The 14,828-nt window shown below is 64.0% G+C and carries 15 protein-coding genes; 5 read left to right on the top strand and 10 right to left on the bottom strand.

Annotated features, from left to right (window positions below; translation table 11 throughout):
* Window positions 1-47: 47 nt before the first annotated feature.
* Window positions 48-716 (top strand): sigma-70 family RNA polymerase sigma factor, encoded by a 669-nt coding sequence (locus KTR60_RS09570; RefSeq protein ID WP_007728615.1) that lies wholly within the window; start codon window positions 48-50, stop codon window positions 714-716.
* A 1-nt stretch (window position 717) separates the two neighbouring features.
* Window positions 718-1,455, top strand: coding sequence for an anti-sigma factor domain-containing protein (locus KTR60_RS09565; RefSeq protein ID WP_054188123.1), 738 nt, complete (start codon window positions 718-720; stop codon window positions 1,453-1,455).
* Window positions 1,456-1,529: 74 nt separating this feature from the next.
* Here the strand turns inward: KTR60_RS09565 and groL are convergent, their stop codons facing one another.
* Complete coding sequence (groL, locus tag KTR60_RS09560) at window positions 1,530-3,140, bottom strand: chaperonin GroEL (RefSeq protein ID WP_003940715.1); 1,611 nt, start codon at window positions 3,138-3,140, stop codon at window positions 1,530-1,532.
* 86 nt (window positions 3,141-3,226) lie between these two features.
* Entirely contained in the window at window positions 3,227-3,526 is a 300-nt protein-coding gene (gene groES, locus KTR60_RS09555; RefSeq protein WP_003940763.1) for a co-chaperone GroES, read from the bottom strand.
* A 233-nt stretch (window positions 3,527-3,759) separates the two neighbouring features.
* Between groES and KTR60_RS09550 the strand changes: the two genes are divergently transcribed.
* On the top strand, window positions 3,760-5,475 hold the full coding sequence (locus tag KTR60_RS09550; RefSeq protein ID WP_228402067.1) for a TIGR03767 family metallophosphoesterase: 1,716 nt from the start codon (window positions 3,760-3,762) through the stop codon (window positions 5,473-5,475).
* A gap of 19 nt (window positions 5,476-5,494) precedes the next feature.
* Here the strand turns inward: KTR60_RS09550 and KTR60_RS09545 are convergent, their stop codons facing one another.
* On the bottom strand, window positions 5,495-6,055 hold the full coding sequence (locus KTR60_RS09545; RefSeq protein WP_007728612.1) for a potassium channel family protein: 561 nt from the start codon (window positions 6,053-6,055) through the stop codon (window positions 5,495-5,497).
* Between the two features lie 161 nt (window positions 6,056-6,216).
* Between KTR60_RS09545 and KTR60_RS09540 the strand changes: the two genes are divergently transcribed.
* Window positions 6,217-7,806 carry an Hsp70 family protein gene (locus KTR60_RS09540; RefSeq protein WP_228402066.1) on the top strand — a complete coding sequence of 530 codons (1,590 nt, stop codon included), beginning with the start codon at window positions 6,217-6,219 and terminating at the stop codon, window positions 7,804-7,806.
* A gap of 18 nt (window positions 7,807-7,824) precedes the next feature.
* Here KTR60_RS09540 and tsaD read toward each other — a convergent pair whose 3' ends face one another.
* The 7 genes from tsaD to KTR60_RS09505 form a co-directional block, all read right to left on the bottom strand.
* Window positions 7,825-8,862, bottom strand: coding sequence for a tRNA (adenosine(37)-N6)-threonylcarbamoyltransferase complex transferase subunit TsaD (tsaD, locus tag KTR60_RS09535; RefSeq protein WP_003940730.1), 1,038 nt, complete (start codon window positions 8,860-8,862; stop codon window positions 7,825-7,827).
* Window positions 8,859-9,353: a ribosomal protein S18-alanine N-acetyltransferase gene (gene rimI, locus KTR60_RS09530; RefSeq protein ID WP_003940971.1), complete on the bottom strand. Its 495-nt coding sequence runs from the start codon at window positions 9,351-9,353 to the stop codon at window positions 8,859-8,861. The genes tsaD and rimI overlap by 4 nt, the downstream gene beginning before the upstream one ends.
* Before the next feature lie 10 nt (window positions 9,354-9,363).
* A complete protein-coding gene (tsaB, locus tag KTR60_RS09525) occupies window positions 9,364-10,047 on the bottom strand; it encodes a tRNA (adenosine(37)-N6)-threonylcarbamoyltransferase complex dimerization subunit type 1 TsaB (protein WP_054188122.1) in 684 nt (227 codons plus the stop codon).
* A 107-nt stretch (window positions 10,048-10,154) separates the two neighbouring features.
* The gene (gene tsaE / locus KTR60_RS09520) at window positions 10,155-10,646 is read right to left on the bottom strand and encodes a tRNA (adenosine(37)-N6)-threonylcarbamoyltransferase complex ATPase subunit type 1 TsaE (protein WP_003940673.1); all 492 of its coding nucleotides are present in this window, start codon (window positions 10,644-10,646) and stop codon (window positions 10,155-10,157) included.
* Entirely contained in the window at window positions 10,636-11,688 is a 1,053-nt protein-coding gene (locus KTR60_RS09515; RefSeq protein WP_228402065.1) for an alpha/beta fold hydrolase, read from the bottom strand. Before KTR60_RS09515 ends, tsaE begins: the two co-directional genes overlap by 11 nt.
* Window positions 11,685-12,887: an alanine racemase gene (gene alr / locus KTR60_RS09510; protein ID WP_050655850.1), complete on the bottom strand. Its 1,203-nt coding sequence runs from the start codon at window positions 12,885-12,887 to the stop codon at window positions 11,685-11,687. The genes KTR60_RS09515 and alr overlap by 4 nt, the downstream gene beginning before the upstream one ends.
* 55 nt (window positions 12,888-12,942) lie before the next feature.
* On the bottom strand, window positions 12,943-14,376 hold the full coding sequence (locus KTR60_RS09505) for an NAD(P)H-hydrate dehydratase (RefSeq protein WP_228402064.1): 1,434 nt from the start codon (window positions 14,374-14,376) through the stop codon (window positions 12,943-12,945).
* A 38-nt stretch (window positions 14,377-14,414) separates the two neighbouring features.
* Here KTR60_RS09505 and KTR60_RS09500 point away from each other — a divergent pair, with 38 nt between their 5' ends.
* Complete coding sequence (locus tag KTR60_RS09500) at window positions 14,415-14,786, top strand: plastocyanin/azurin family copper-binding protein (RefSeq protein WP_003940908.1); 372 nt, start codon at window positions 14,415-14,417, stop codon at window positions 14,784-14,786.
* Window positions 14,787-14,828 lie beyond the last annotated feature (42 nt).

Here is a 14,828-nt window from a genome sequence, read left to right as displayed (position 1 = left end):
TAAAGGCGCACAGCGGCCAACGGCGGGCCAAGAGAAAAGAACCGGACATGCACGCTACGGTTGTACGCGATGAAGCGAGACAACTCTTCGTGAGCGAGCCAGACCATGCGTCGGATGCGGCCGACGCATGCCCGACGGACAATTCTGCGGCCCGCACCGCGCGCATCGCGGAATCACGCGAGCTGGCAGTGATCCTCGCGAACGTCGCCGGTGGCGACCAGAGCGCCTTCGCCGAGTTCTACGACCGAACCAGCTCCCGTGTGTACGGCATGGTTCTTCGTGTACTCCGTGATCCAGGTTTCTCCGAGGAAGCGGTCCAAGAGGTCTACCTCCAAGCCTGGAAATCAGCCGACAGCTTCGACCCCGCCAAGGGGTCCGCGCTCTCCTGGCTCCTGACACTTGCCCACCGGCGCGCAGTGGATCGCGTGCGCTCAGAACAGTCGAGTTCGGATCGACAGGCTCTCTACGACACCACCAATGCCACTCCCGAGTTCGACGTCGTCAGCGACGAAGTGACACGAAGAGACGAGCATCGTGCTGTCACCGACTGTCTCGAAACGCTGACGGACACTCAGCGCCAATCGGTGACTCTCGCCTATTACGGCGGCCGAACGTACCGCGAGGTGGCCGAAGATCTCGGCGTGGCGATTCCCACGATCAAGTCGCGAATTCGCGACGGACTACTGCGCCTACGTGGATGTTTGGGGGTGATGTGAGATGGACGAAGAGCTGATCGACTACGCGTACGCCTACGCGATCGATGCGTTGGACCTCGACGAGCGCCGTGAGGTCGACAAACGACTTGCCGCTTCGGACTCCGCGACCCACGCCGAATTCGACGCCCAGGTCCGGCTCACCGCCGAAACCATGGCCGCGATGACCGTCGTCGACGCCGTCGAGCCCCCGCCGTCGCTGCGCAGCAGCGTCCTTGCCTCGATCGCAGAGCAGGCCGCTGCTCCCAATGCCCCCGTTTCGCTGGCCGAGCGCCGTAACCGTCGACGCCCGTGGACCGTGGCTCTTGCGGCGGCCGCCGCAGTCGCAATCCTGGTCGGCGGCATCGGAATCGGGCGCACGCTGTCCGACAACACGCCGCCGCAAAACCCCGCGTCCGAAATCATGGCAGCACCCGACGTTCATGCCACGACGCGTGAAATCCCGGGCGGCGGTAGTGCCACGACGCTGTTCTCGCCCTCCGAAGACGCCGCAGTCCTCGTGATGAACGATGTGACTCCCCCGAGTCCGGATACCGTCTACCAGATGTGGCTGGTGCCGGGCGACACCGACGACACCACGATGATCCCGATGGGGACGATGGCTCCGGGCGACGTCAAACCCACTACCCAGGTGGTGCTCGACGGCATCGGTCCGAATACGAAGTTGGCGTTCACTGTCGAACCGCCCGGCGGATCGCAGCAGCCGACGAGCGAGCCGTTCGCAACGATCCCGCTCATCTGATCGCCAGACGAAAAAAGATCCCCCACCGGAATCCGGTGGGGGATCTCTTCTTTGTCGAAACTACGAGCAGCGAGTCAGTGGCTGTGACCGTGTCCGGTGTCGGCAACTTCCTCGGTCGGCTTCTCGACGACGGCGCTCTCGGTCGTGAGGATCATGCGCGCGACGGAAGCGGCGTTGACCACTGCCGAGCGAGTGACCTTGACCGGGTCGACGACGCCGTCGGCAAGCAGGTTGCCGTAGGTGAGGGTGGCAGCGTTGAAGCCTTCGCCCTTGGTCATCTCGGCGACCTTGCTGACAACGACGGAACCGTCGATGCCTGCGTTGCTGGAGATCCAGAACAACGGAGCGTTGAGGGCTTCGCGGACCACGGCAACGCCGGTGGCCTCGTCACCCGTCAAGCCGAGGTTCCCGATCAGAGCCGTACCGGCCTGAACGAGAGCCGATCCGCCACCGGGGACGATGCCCTCGGAAACTGCTGCCTTGGCTGCGTTGACCGCATCCTCGACGCGGAACTTGCGTTCCTTCAGATCGGTTTCGGTGGCTGCGCCGACCTTGATGACGGCCACGCCGCCGGACAGCTTCGCCAGACGCTCTTCGAGCTTCTCGCGGTCCCAATCCGAATCGGTGTTCTCGATCTCGCGACGCAGCTGCGCAACGCGGGTCGCGATGTCGTCAGCGGTGCCTGCACCGTCGACGATGACCGTCTCGTCCTTGGTGACGACAACGCGGCGAGCGCTGCCGAGCAGCTCGAGGCCGGCTTCCTTGAGCGAGAGGCCGACGTCGGTGTTGATGACGGTGCCTGCCGTGACGACTGCGAGGTCGTCGAGGAATGCCTTGCGACGATCACCGAAGAACGGCGCCTTGACGGCGACGGCCTTGATGGTCTTGCGGATGGAGTTGACCACGAGGGTGGAGAGAACTTCACCCTCGACGTCCTCGGCGATGATCAAGAGCGGCTTGCCGGATTCGGCAACCTTCTCGAGCAGCGGAAGGAAGTCGGGAAGTGAGCTGATCTTCTCGCGGAAGAGCAGGATCAGCGCGTCTTCGTAGACGGCCTTCTGCGCATCGATGTCGGTGACGAAGTAGGGCGAGAGGTAGCCCTTGTCGAACTGAACACCTTCGGTGACAACGAGTTCGGTTGCAACGGTGGAGGATTCCTCGACCGTCACGACGCCGTCGGTTCCGACACGGGTGAGTGCCTCGCCGACGAGCTTGCCGATCTCTTCGTCACGCGAGGAGACGGTGGCGACCTGAGCGATCGACTTCTCGCCCTCGACGGGGGTGGCTGCGGCGAGCAGTTCCTCGACGACCTTGTCGGCTGCGGCGTTGATGCCGACGCCGAGAGCCATCGGGTTCGCGCCCGCTGCGATGTTCTTGAGTCCGCCGCGGACGATGGCCTGGGCCAGAACGGTCGCGGTGGTGGTGCCGTCGCCGGCAACATCGTTGGTCTTGGTGGCGACGCTCTTGACGAGCTGCGCGCCGAGGTTCTCGAAGGGATCTTCGAGCTCGATCTCACGGGCGATGCTCACACCGTCGTTGGTGACGGTGGGGCCGCCGAATGCCTTGGCGAGCACGACGTGGCGTCCACGCGGGCCCAAGGTCACCTTGACGGCGTCGGCAAGCTTGTCGACTCCGGCTTCGAGAGCGCGGCGTGCGGTCTCGTTGAACGCAATTTGCTTGGACATCTGTTCTGTCAGCTCCTGAATCTTCGGGGCGTGAACGCATTCCGCCCCGGGATCCTGTGTGGACTCCGGGGCGGATCACGTGTGTCTTACTTGGAGACGACAGCCAGCACGTCGCGTGCCGACAGGATCAGGTATTCCTGGCCGGCGTACTTGATCTCGGTTCCGCCGTACTTGGAGTAGATGACCGTGTCACCCTCCTTGACGTCGACCGGGATGCGGTTGCCCTGCTCGTTGACGCGGCCTTCGCCGACTGCAACGACGGTGCCCTCCTGGGGCTTTTCCTTGGCTGTGTCAGGAATGACCAGGCCGGAAGCCGTCGTCGTTTCAGCCTCGTTGGCCTGGACGAGGATCTTGTCCTCGAGCGGCTTGATGTTGACGCTCGCCACGATGAGCCCTCCACTTTGGGGTATGTGCGTCCGAGGCGATCCTCGGACAGCTGTTTGGGTATGCCGTTTACGGCGCGTCACTGCAGTCCCGTCGTCGCGGGTGCCGGAACTCGATCAGCGCCAATTGGCACTCTATACGTGAGAGTGCCAACCCTCAAGGACTGGGCGCATTTTTCTCTTCGTCCAGAGCGAAACAGGACAGCCGTCCACCACGTTCACCTATTGTTCACTTCGTGACGAACATCAATCGCCGTAGTTTTCTGACCTTCGCCGGACTCGGCGCCGTCGGCGCGGTCAGCCTTGGCAAGCCGTGGGGCCTGCAATATGCAGGCGCGTCGACCATTCCGACGTCAGGTCCTGGCACCACTCTCGAGTCCGTGTCCACCCCCGTCAGCAGCAGCGGCTACACCAAGCTCACCGCCGGACCCGGTTGGGCGAACATCGTGCGCAGCGAGTTGGCCGAGCCGAAGTCGGGACGCGAGGACCGACGCACCGCGCTCGCCTCACTCGTGCAGTTGACCGACGTCCACATCGTCGACGCCCAGTCCCCCATGCGATTCGAGTACGTCCACCAGATCACCGGCTCGGCGTTCCGCCCCCAGGAGACCCTGACGGCGCACGGGCTGATTTCACTTGTCCGCCGGGTCAATTCGATCGGCAGTGGCCCGCACACGTCGCGACCCTTCGATGCCGTCGTCACCACCGGCGACAACACGGACAACAAGGAATTCGCCGAACTCGACTGGTTCCTCACCTCACTCAACGGCGGAACCGTCGTCGCCAATACCGGTGCCAAGGACCGCTACGAGGGTGTACAGAACTCGGGTGCCGATCTCTACTGGAACCCCGAGTCACCGATGCTCGACATGTACAAGAAGGCCGGATTCCCGGAGATCCCCGATTTCTTCGGTGCCGCTTTCACGCCCGTGTCGAGCCCCGGCCTGAACACCCCTTGGTACTGCGTGTTCGGCAACCACGACGATTCGGTGTCCGGCACGGTGCCCAGCGGCATCCCGCCGCTCGAAGCGATGTACACGGGATCTCTCAAGTTCGAGGTGCCCGGTTCACCGGAGCAGGCCAAGCAGATCGACGTCGCCACCAAGTTCGATCCCAGTGCGATACCCGGAATCCTGTCCGCCTTCACGACGCCGCCGCGCCAGGTCACCCCCGACCCGTCGCGCGCGCCGTTCACACCGCGACAGTTCATCGCCGCACATCTTGATCCCGCGCACACCGGTCCCGGCCCCGTCGGACACGGTTTCGCCCCCGACGCCGGCGACACCGGTATCGGTTACTACTCGTTCGAGATCGCACCGGGCGTCGTCGGCATCAGCATGGACTCCACCAACCGCGCGGGCCTCGTCGACGGTTCGCTGGGCGCCGCTCAGTTCCAGTGGATCGAGAACACCCTGCGCGCCGGCAGCAGCACCTACTACGACGCCGCGGGCTCTCGCGTCACCGAGTCGCGAGGTGACACGTATTTCGTGCTGTTCAGTCACCACACGAGCGACACGATGGACAATCTCATTCCCGACCCCGAGAACGTCCTCGAGCCACGCCTGCGCGGTTCACAGCTTCTCGACTTGCTGCATCGTTTCCCGAACGTACTTGCCTGGGTCAACGGACACACCCACGAGAACAAGATCACCCCGTGGCCCGGCGCGACCCCCGAGCAGGGCTTCTGGGAGATCAACACCGCCTCTCACATCGACTACCCGCAACTCGGACGCATCATCGAGATCGCGGACAACCATGACGGAACGGTGTCGTTGCTTGCGACGCTCTTCGAGGCGGAGAGTCCCAATTCCGTCGACTACAGCGACAAGTCGGCAGCCGGGCTCGCCTCGCTGTACCGCGAACTGTCGTTCAACGACATCCACCGCGACCCGAAGCTGACGGGTACCGGCGTCGACCAGAACGTCGAATTGTTGGTCCAAACCGGACGATGACTCCGATTGCCGCAGTGTCCTAGGTGATTTCAGGTCCGCTCGAAGGCGAGCGGTGCGCTTTCGCCCACGACACTGCGGCAACGACGAATCGAACGCCGAATCCGATCAACACCAGATTGCAGACGATCTGAAGGCTCACGAGCCCCCGGGCAAGGTCCGTCTGCGCGGCGATGTCACCGAATCCGACTGTCGAGAAGACGGACAACGAAAAGTACAGCGCCGCCATACGCGACAGCGGTTCGGTGAAACTGCCAGGGCTTGCATGCTCGACCGAAAAATAGGTGATGGACACCAACAACAAGTACGTCGGCATCACCACCGCCACAGCTTCGACCGCCTGCAGAGATGGCACATCGGAACGCAGAATTCGCCACACCTGCCAGGTGGTCACGGCAAGTACCGCGGCGCCTCCACCGATCAAGAGGAAGATTGCACTGGCGGTATGTACATCGATCCACGGCAGAAAGAAATACGCGCATCCGAAGGCGATCACCGTCAGCGTGGGTCGAAGCACTGCACCACGGATCAGCGCGCGTCGTCGTTCCCGGTCGATGTGGGGAGAATCGCCTTTTTTCCGCATGAATCAATGATCGACAATTTCGCAGGTAAAACCACCCTTTCGGTCCGAAAAGGACGTCACGGAGACGAAAAGCACTGAGCAATCCTCACGAACCTTCTGTAACGTTCATATAACGGCGGTCGATTGAACATTGACCGGAATTGACTGTGAGGAGGTGTGCGATGAGTTGTTCACTGGGAATTTCCACTGGATCTTCCGGTGTCTATTCAGCACTCGTCGACACCGATACCAGCACAAACGCGCCAGGCGCCGTGCCTGCCGAGACTCGCTTCGTCTCGGCGGATCAGGCCAATTCCAACGTCGGTGACCTTGTCAGAGCATCCATCAAGCTGATGACGACGCAGGTAACGGACGGATCTGAAGCGCCGCGCTCGATCGGTGTCAGCTATCGCACGGACGATCAACTCGCGAGCATCAGGTCATCTCTTTCGCGCTCGCCGAAGCAGGTCCGTGCAATCCCCGAACCTGCCGCCGTACACGCGTATCTCGCCGAGACAGGGAAAACCGAGCGGTACGACACGACAGCTCAGGTGGACGTCGGTGATCAAGGTCTGACGGTGTCCGTCGTCGACCACACCGGTGAAGTTCTGCACTCCGACCGTATCGACGCCCTCGCAGGGGCCGGAATCGACCGGGCATTGGTCGACTTCGTGACCGAGAAGGCGCCAGGGCACTTGCGCCGGTACACCGACGCGGAACTTCTTGCCGCCCGGTGCCATGTCGCCAAAGAGCAACTGTCCACGTCCACCAAGGTGACCGTCGACCTTCCGATCGACGCGATGGCGATCACGCGCGACGAGTTCGAGGCCATCATCGCCCCGGATATCGAGCGCGCCGTCACCTTCATCCGTGAAGTCGTGAAGGGCTCACCGCGGCCCGTCGGTGCCGTTGTACTCATCGGCGGTGGCGCACATATTCCGGCCGTGCGGTCCGCCGTCGCCGCTGCCGTCGACGTCCCCATAGTCGAGATAGTCGAGCCCGAGACTGCGGCAACCAAAGGTGCTGCACTCCTGGCAGATTCGATCACCGCAATTCGTTTCCCGCTGCTGGGCTCCGGAAGTGACCAGCGCTCCGGATCCACCGCCAAGGTATCGGGAGCGTTGATCGGTGCGCTCGTGGTCGGCGGACTGGTACTCGGTTACGGCGCAAAGGAATTGGTTCCGACCGACGACACCGCGGTCTCGCCCGTCGGAACCGGGTCGACCACGACGACGGTGAGCCCCGAAGCGACACCGAGCACCGGATCGACGATCATTCCGTCTCATGATCCTCTGCCTTCGGTAGCCGGCAGCACGTATCCTCGGTACGGGTATCCCACCACCCCGTTCGACTCGCAGCCTTACGACACGCACTCGTACACAACGCATCAGTACACACTTCCGCCTGCGCCGATCCCGGACACCTCGACGACAACCACGCCGCCGACCACGACAACGACCACTCCGAATTGGCCGACCATTCCCGGAATCACGCTGCCCGATCCACCGGCGTGGTGGCCGACGCTACCGGACACCGAGGCGACGCCCCCGGTCGATCCGACCGAGGCAAACCCCGGCGGCGGTCTCGGCCCGGGTGAGAGCGGCGGCGAGAACCCGACGACGCCGGAGACTCCTGGATCCGGTTCCACCGAAACCGAAATCACTACCCCTGGTGGTGGTGATCCGACAACGAAGCCCGGTGAACCGAATACCTCGATGCCCGAAAACGGTCCCGCGACCACACCGGATCGGGAACCGGCCCCGGTCGGCTGATTCTCAGTCGGCCGATTTTCAGTGCATCAGCTGGCTGACGGAGACCGACAGCCCCGGGTCCGTCGCAACACTCAATTCCGAAGGGCCTGCGCCGTTTCCGATCAGGTGAGCGGCCAACGATGCGATCATCACGCCGTTGTCCGTGCACAGTCGAGGTTTCGGAATGCGCAACGTGATGCCTGCTTCGGTGCAGCGCTGCTCGGCGAGTGAGCGGATGCGCGAATTGGCCGTGGCGCCGCCGCCGAGAACCAACGTGTCAACACCGACATCCTTGGCTGCACGCACTGCCTTCATCGTCAGGACGTCTGCAACCGCTTCCTGGAACGAGGCAGCGATGTCCGGGATCGAAAAGGTCTCGCCTGCGCGCTCTTTCGATTCGACATAGCGCGCGACGGACGTCTTGAGTCCCGAGAACGAGAAGTCGTGCCGCGAATCGCGCGGCCCCGTCATGCCGCGAGGGAAGGCGATTGCGTTCGGATCTCCCTCTTGCGCAGCAGCATCGAGTGCCGGTCCACCGGGAAAGCCGAGTCCGAGCAGTCTGGCCACCTTGTCGAAGGCCTCACCGGCGGCGTCGTCGACAGTCGTGCCCAGTTCGACAATGGGCTTGCCCAGATCTTCGACGTGAAGCAGGTGTGTGTGACCGCCGGAGACCAACAATGCGACGCACGAGGGCAACGGACCGTGCTCGAGAGTGTCCACCGAGACGTGACCGCCGAGATGATTGACCGCATAGAACGGGATGTTCCATGCTGCCGCATAGGCTTTCGCTGCGGCTACACCGACCAGCAGCGCGCCGGCCAGGCCGGGTCCGATGGTGACGGCCAGCGCGTCGGGCTTCTCGATACCGGCGACAGCAAGGGCACGGCGCATCGTCGGCACGATCGCCTCGAGGTGAGCCCGCGAGGCCACTTCGGGAACCACTCCCCCGTACCTGGCGTGCTGATCCACGCTCGATGCCACCTCGTCGGCCAACAATTCGCAGGTTCCGTCACCGTTCCAGCGGACGATACCGACACCTGTTTCGTCGCAAGAACTTTCGACACCCATGACGATCATGCTTGCTGCTCCTCAATTTCGCGGACACCGAGCACGGCAGGCCGTCTCATCGTGTACGCATCTGCCCCACTGGGCTGGTAGTACTTCTTTCGCGTTCCGACGATCTCGAATCCTTCGCGCCGGTACAGCGCGATGGCAGGTTCGTTGTCGGTGCGCACTTCCAGGAACACCGGGCACTGCCGTGAATCCGCCAGAGTCAGAAGCGCATCGAGCAACGCGCCGCCGATTCCGAGTCGCTGAGCCGAGGGATCTGTACCGATGGTGTGAACCTCGGCCTCCATGTTGGGCGACGCCCCCAACAATGCGACTCCGGCGTAGCCGAGGACGTGACCGTCAGGCTCCCGGGCAACGAAGTAATGATTATGTGCGCCTGCAAGTTCCGAGACGAACGCTTGTGCGCTCCAGGGTCCGTCGCCTGCGAACAACGCGCGCTCCAACTCCGCGCACCGTTCGGCGTCATCGACGTTCATCGGCTCGATGCTGTACTTCATCTGCTCTGTCTCACTTGCCACGTTCTGCAAGGGTCTTCGCGTCCGGGCGTCGGAGGTACAGCGGCTCCAGCGGGGCCGGAACCGAGCCGGACAGGATCTCGCGAGCAGCGACTGTCACCAACCCGGCCGGTGAAGGTGTCTCCGCCGGGTCGACGGGTAGATCGAAGAAGTCCACGTGCGAAGCGGATCCGGCAATCAGCGTCGAAGGCGAAGGATCGACGTCGCCGGCGGAATTCACAGCCGGTCCTTCGACGCGCACTCCGCCGTCATAGCGCGCCCAGTAGATCTCGCGACGCCTCGCGTCAGTCACGACGAGCAGGCTCGGTGTGGTCGGTACCGCAGCCGCGATCGCATCGAGGCTGCACACGCCGTACACGGGAACACCGAGTGCGTCACCGAAGGCAGCGCCCGTCGCCATGCCGACACGCAGTCCGGTGTACGGCCCTGGCCCGACACCCACGACGACGGCGTTCAAGTCGGCCGGTGTGAGCCCTGCCTCGGCGAGGCATTCGAGGACGTGAGGGGTCAAGACCTCGGCGTGCGCACGAGGATTGACCGTGACACGCACGGCAAGCGTCTCCACTGTGTCCGGTGACTCTGCGTCCGGTGACACTGGGTCCGGCGACGAAGCCGACAGGGAGACGACTCCGGCAGTGACTGCCGGAGTGGAGGTGTCAATTGCGAGAACAAGCACGATTTCTCAGGGTACCCGCACGTGAAGAACTACTTCCGGCCCGGGAGGGTCACGACGTCTGTGACACGAAACGCCGTTTCACGACGTCTGTGACACCAAACTCCCTTTCACGACGTCCAGGACCAACTCGCAGTCCGCACATCCGATTCGGGTTCCCGATGAAGCTGCACTCGCAGGTGCCGTTCGACGAGCCTTTCCACGACGTCACCACCCCATTCGACCACCACCACTGCATCGGTGAGGTCGGTGTCGAGGTCGAGGGCATCGAGTTCGTCGAGCGCATGCGGTCCGCTGTCTCCCAGCCGGTATGCGTCGACGTGGATCATGCCGACGGGAACTCCGCCGCCGGGGCGGGTGCCCGGACGATGCTCACGAGCGATGACGAACGTCGGGGACGTCACCCGGCCCTGCACCCCGAGCCCGGCGCCGATTCCGCGCGTCAACGCGGTCTTGCCTGCCCCGAGTGGACCGTCCAGCACCACCAGGTCGCCGGCAACAAGTCCCGCCGCCAAGCGTCGGCCGAAAGCCTCGGTATCCTCGGCCGTTTCCAACGTGATCTGTCCGGACACGGGAAGTCCCGTGGAGTTCTCAGCCGACATCGGACCGCTCTTCTACCTGCGCTCGCTGCACCAACTTGTCGATTGCGTCCGTCACGATCGCCGGGAACTCGAGCTGCACCAGATGGCCGGCCCCGTGAACTCGCACGAGTTCGGATTCGGGGAGATCGGCAGCGAGACGCTTGGAGCTGATGAACGGAATCATCATGTCTTGATCGCCGCAGATCACGACTGCCGGTGTGTGCGCGAGGACCTCGAGAGAAGCGGACTCGTCGTGCAGTTCCAACGTCCGCAGGAAATTGACGATGGTCACAACCGAGGTGCGGTCGAGCATGCCGTCCGAGAGTTCATGCAGCCGTGGGCTGACATCGGTGCCGTACGAGGCCGCACGCAGGATCGGCGTGATCAATACTCGCGCAGCGCCCCGGGCATGCTGAACTATTCCTGGTGAGGTGCGCACTGCCAACCGGAATCCGTCGATGATCGGATTCTGCAGATTGCGGGTCAGGCCGGTCTCGGCCAGGCCTGCCGCCGTCGTCGCGACCAGCCCCACGCCGATGACTCGGCCCTCGAACCATTCGGGTCGCTGACCGGCGAGCGCGAGTACCGTCATGCCGCCCATCGAGTGACCGACCAGAACTATCGGTCCCTTGGGTACCTTGGCCGCGACGACGGTCGCGAGGTCGCGGCCGAGCTGAGAAACCGTACAACTCTTCGAACGCGGCATGCCCGAGTCTCCGTGTCCGCGCTGGTCGTAGAACACCATGCGAACCTTGTTGCCCCATCGCTCTTCGAGCTGGCGGCGCTGGAAATGCCAGGACAGCGCACTCAGGCAGTATCCGTGCACGAAAACGACTGTCAGCGGAGCGTCGTCCGGTCCCACTTCGCGAACTGCCAGCTCGACACCGTCCTCGGTGCGCACCGTGCTCTTGCGGTCGCGCGTCATGAGGTCGAAGTCCTCGTCCGCGTAGATTTCCCGGCCCGGACGCGTCGCGGTCTTGAATGCGTTCACGCCGGCCATCGAGCCGAGCGCCACGGCGCTGAGCAGGCCACCGAGAATGCTCATCTTTCCTGCAGTCTTCATGACGTCTCTCCCCCGATGTACGTACGCACAGTGCGTCCACGTATCCCGGTCACGACCTCGTAATGAATGGTGTCGAGTACGTCGGCCCAGGCCTGCGCGTTGGGTTCGCCGTGATCGCCGTTGCCGAAGAAGATCGCGGTGTCGCCTTCGCGAACTCCGTCACCGTCCGGACCCAGGTCCACCAATACCTGGTCCATGCAGATTCGCCCGACAGCCTGGCGACGCTTACCGCCCAACTGCACTTCGAACTTGCCACTCAGTGAGCGAGACAAACCGTCGGCGTAGCCGACGGGAAGCAGCGCAAGAGTGGTGTCGTGCGGTGCGACCCACTGATGCCCGTAGGAGACGCCCTCTCCGGCGGCTACCTTCTTCACCAGAATCACCTTCGCTCGCAGCGTCATCGCCGGTCGTAAACCGAAATCTCCGAGTTCGGGCACCGGAGACAATCCATATATCGCGATTCCGGGCCGAACCATGTCAAACCGCAGGTCAGGACGGGTGACTGTAGCAGCGGAGTTGGAAAGATGAACAACTTCGGGGTCGAATCCGCGAGCGCGGACGTCGGCAACCGCGTCGATCAAACGCTGCTTCTGCATGTCGATAACGTCGTGATGCGGTTCGTCCGAGTGCGCGAGGTGAGAGAACACTCCGCGCAGCCTGATCGTGCCCACGTCCCGCGCAGTGGCGAGGTCGTCGAGCATCTGCGGCCACTCGGTTCTCGATACGCCGTTGCGATTGAGACCGGTGTCCACCTTGAGCGTCACCATCGCCTGTTGTCCCAGAACCCGTGCCGCGTCGACGACAGCGGCCAGGTGTCGCGGGGAGGACACGCCGATCTCGACGTCCGATCGGATCGCCGAGGCGAAATCGGCGTCGACGCCGTGCAGCCAGGCAAGAACGGGAGCGGTGATGCCTGCCTCGCGAAGGACCAGTGCCTCCGCGATGGTGGTGACGCCGAGTTCCCGGGCTCCCGCCGAGAGCGCCGTCCGCGCCACCGCAACTGCGCCGTGGTTGTATCCGTCCGCCTTGATGACCGCCATCAACGCTGCATCCCCGGCAAATTCACGCAGAACACGCACGTTGTGCGCGATCGCGTCCAGATCGACGACTGCCTCCGTCTGCGGCCCTACTGCGTCGTCGAGTCGGCTCGCCTTCCCCTCCGCAGGCTCCTTCGGTGCTCTTCCCTGGGCAAGCGTCATGGCGACAATCCTGCCACCCACGCAGAATCGGACACGTGTTCGGGTTTGAACACCCTCAATCGAGGGCAAAAGAGCGAAGCACACGCACTGATTCCCGCAGACCTCCCAGCAGGGGTGAAGCCGAAATCGGTGCTCCGGCGACATCGCTCTGACCGCCGGCAGCGGCGATGTTCGCAGCCAACGCGTGAGCCCGCGCCCCGACGGCCCCGGCTTCGAGAGGGCTCAGACCCGCCGCCAGCAACGCACCGATCACACCGGAGAGGATGTCACCCGAACCTGCCGTCGATGCCCAGGAGCCGCCGGCATCGTTGACCAGCACCTCACCGCCGGGATCCGAGATCACCGTCGTATGGCCCTTCAGCAGGACCGTGACTCCGAGGCGTGCGGCAAGAGCACGCGTGGCCGCGATCCTGTCGTCGCCAAGAGTTGTGAATCGAGCGAACTCGCCGGCGTGGGGCGTCAACAGTGTCGGCGCGGTCTGGCCTGCGACAAGTTCGGGACGCTGAGCGAGGAGGGTAAGTCCGTCCGCATCGACAACAACGGGTACATCAGTAGCCAGCACCGACGCCAGAAGTCGCGCGGCGTCGTCGTCGGTACCCATACCGGGGCCGACCACCCACGCCTGAACTCGCCCGGCGGCTTGGAAGGTCTCACTCGCAATCACCTCCGGGAACCGGGCGAGCACCTCGGTGGCGCCGTGCCCGGCGTAGCGGACCAGGCCGGCGGTCGCGGTTACCGCGGCACCGGTACAGAGCACGCCCGCGCCGGGATACTGCTCACTTCCCGCAACGATGCCCACCACACCCTGCGAATACTTGTCGTCCTCCGGACCGGGCACCGGCCACAGCGCACCGACCTCCGCCGGATCGAGCGAACCGAATTCGGGTTCGCCGACGCTCAATCCGATGTCCACGAGTTCGACACGACCACACAGCGGAGCCGCGAGTACGTGTACCGGCTTGAGCGCACCGAATGTGACCGTCACATCAGCAGTCACCGACGGGCCGTCCACTGCGCCGGTGTTCGCGTCGACGCCGCTCGGAAGATCGACCGCCACGATCGGTGCATCCACCTGGCCGACGAGATCGGCCGCGTCAGGCCGTAGACCGCCGTGCCCGGAAATCCCGACGATGCCGTCGATCACCAGATCCGGCGACCCGACTTCGGCGGCGACTCGGCCGCCGGCCGTCAAGAGAGCATCGAGGCCCGCCCGATGAGCGCGCGCCGGATCGAGCAACACGGCCCGCACGCTCACACCTCGTTTGCGGAGCAACGCACCGGCCCACAGGGCATCACCGCCGTTGTCGCCCGTACCGACCAGAAGCGTCACCGACCGATGCGCGACCGACCCTGTACGGGAACGCAATTCGTCCGCGACTACTCGCGCAAGACCGTACGCCGCTCGACGCATCAGCACCCCGTCGGGCAGCTTGTCGAGCAGCGGCGCCTCAGCTGCTCGCACCTGATCGGCTGTGTAGTACCCACGCATGTCGGAACCCTTCAGTTGCCGTCGCTACCCTCGAAACCATGAAATCACGTCTTCGCCCGGCAATCGCGGGTCTCGTGCTCGCTCTCGGTCTGGTCGGGTGCAGTTCCGGCACCGACTCCACACCACCGGCTCCGGAAACGACGGCCAGCGGACCCGTGGTGACCATCTCCGGGATGGCGTACTCCCCCGCGTCCATCACCGTGAATGTCGGCGAGACGGTCACGTGGGTGTTCGACGACAACGGAATGGCCCACGACGTCAACGGCCTCGGGGACGCCAAGGGCAAACTCCGCAGTCCGCTCAAGAAATCGGGAACCTACACCTACACGTTCACCGAACCCGGAACCTACGACTACACCTGCACACCGCATCCCGAGATGCGCGGAACCGTCGTCGTCGAGACGCCGTAACGCGCTCGGGCCCCACAGTCTTGCGACTGCGGGGCCCGATTT

Source organism: Rhodococcus sp. C1, assembly GCF_020809065.1.
GTDB classification, from domain to species: Bacteria; Actinomycetota; Actinomycetes; order Mycobacteriales; family Mycobacteriaceae; genus Rhodococcus_F; species Rhodococcus_F qingshengii.
The sequence above is the reverse complement of the archived record's forward strand: the minus strand, read 5'-3'. Positions and strand labels throughout refer to the sequence as shown.

Bases quoted from the DNA above. Each gene is read 5' to 3' on its own strand.
- groL (WP_003940715.1), bottom strand. From the start codon at position 3,140: ATGTCCAAGCAAATTGCGTTCAACGAGACCGCACGCCGCGCTCTCGAA.
- KTR60_RS09540 (WP_228402066.1), top strand. From the start codon at position 6,217: ATGAGTTGTTCACTGGGAATTTCCACTGGATCTTCCGGTGTCTATTCA.
- KTR60_RS09515 (WP_228402065.1), bottom strand. From the start codon at position 11,688: ATGAAGACTGCAGGAAAGATGAGCATTCTCGGTGGCCTGCTCAGCGCC.
- KTR60_RS09545 (WP_007728612.1), bottom strand. From the start codon at position 6,055: ATGCGGAAAAAAGGCGATTCTCCCCACATCGACCGGGAACGACGACGC.
- tsaE (WP_003940673.1), bottom strand. From the start codon at position 10,646: ATGTCGGCTGAGAACTCCACGGGACTTCCCGTGTCCGGACAGATCACG.
- tsaD (WP_003940730.1), bottom strand. From the start codon at position 8,862: ATGATCGTCATGGGTGTCGAAAGTTCTTGCGACGAAACAGGTGTCGGT.
- rimI (WP_003940971.1), bottom strand. From the start codon at position 9,353: ATGAAGTACAGCATCGAGCCGATGAACGTCGATGACGCCGAACGGTGC.
- KTR60_RS09500 (WP_003940908.1), top strand. From the start codon at position 14,415: ATGAAATCACGTCTTCGCCCGGCAATCGCGGGTCTCGTGCTCGCTCTC.
- KTR60_RS09565 (WP_054188123.1), top strand. From the start codon at position 718: ATGGACGAAGAGCTGATCGACTACGCGTACGCCTACGCGATCGATGCG.
- alr (WP_050655850.1), bottom strand. From the start codon at position 12,887: ATGACGCTTGCCCAGGGAAGAGCACCGAAGGAGCCTGCGGAGGGGAAG.
- KTR60_RS09505 (WP_228402064.1), bottom strand. From the start codon at position 14,376: ATGCGTGGGTACTACACAGCCGATCAGGTGCGAGCAGCTGAGGCGCCG.
- KTR60_RS09570 (WP_007728615.1), top strand. From the start codon at position 48: ATGCACGCTACGGTTGTACGCGATGAAGCGAGACAACTCTTCGTGAGC.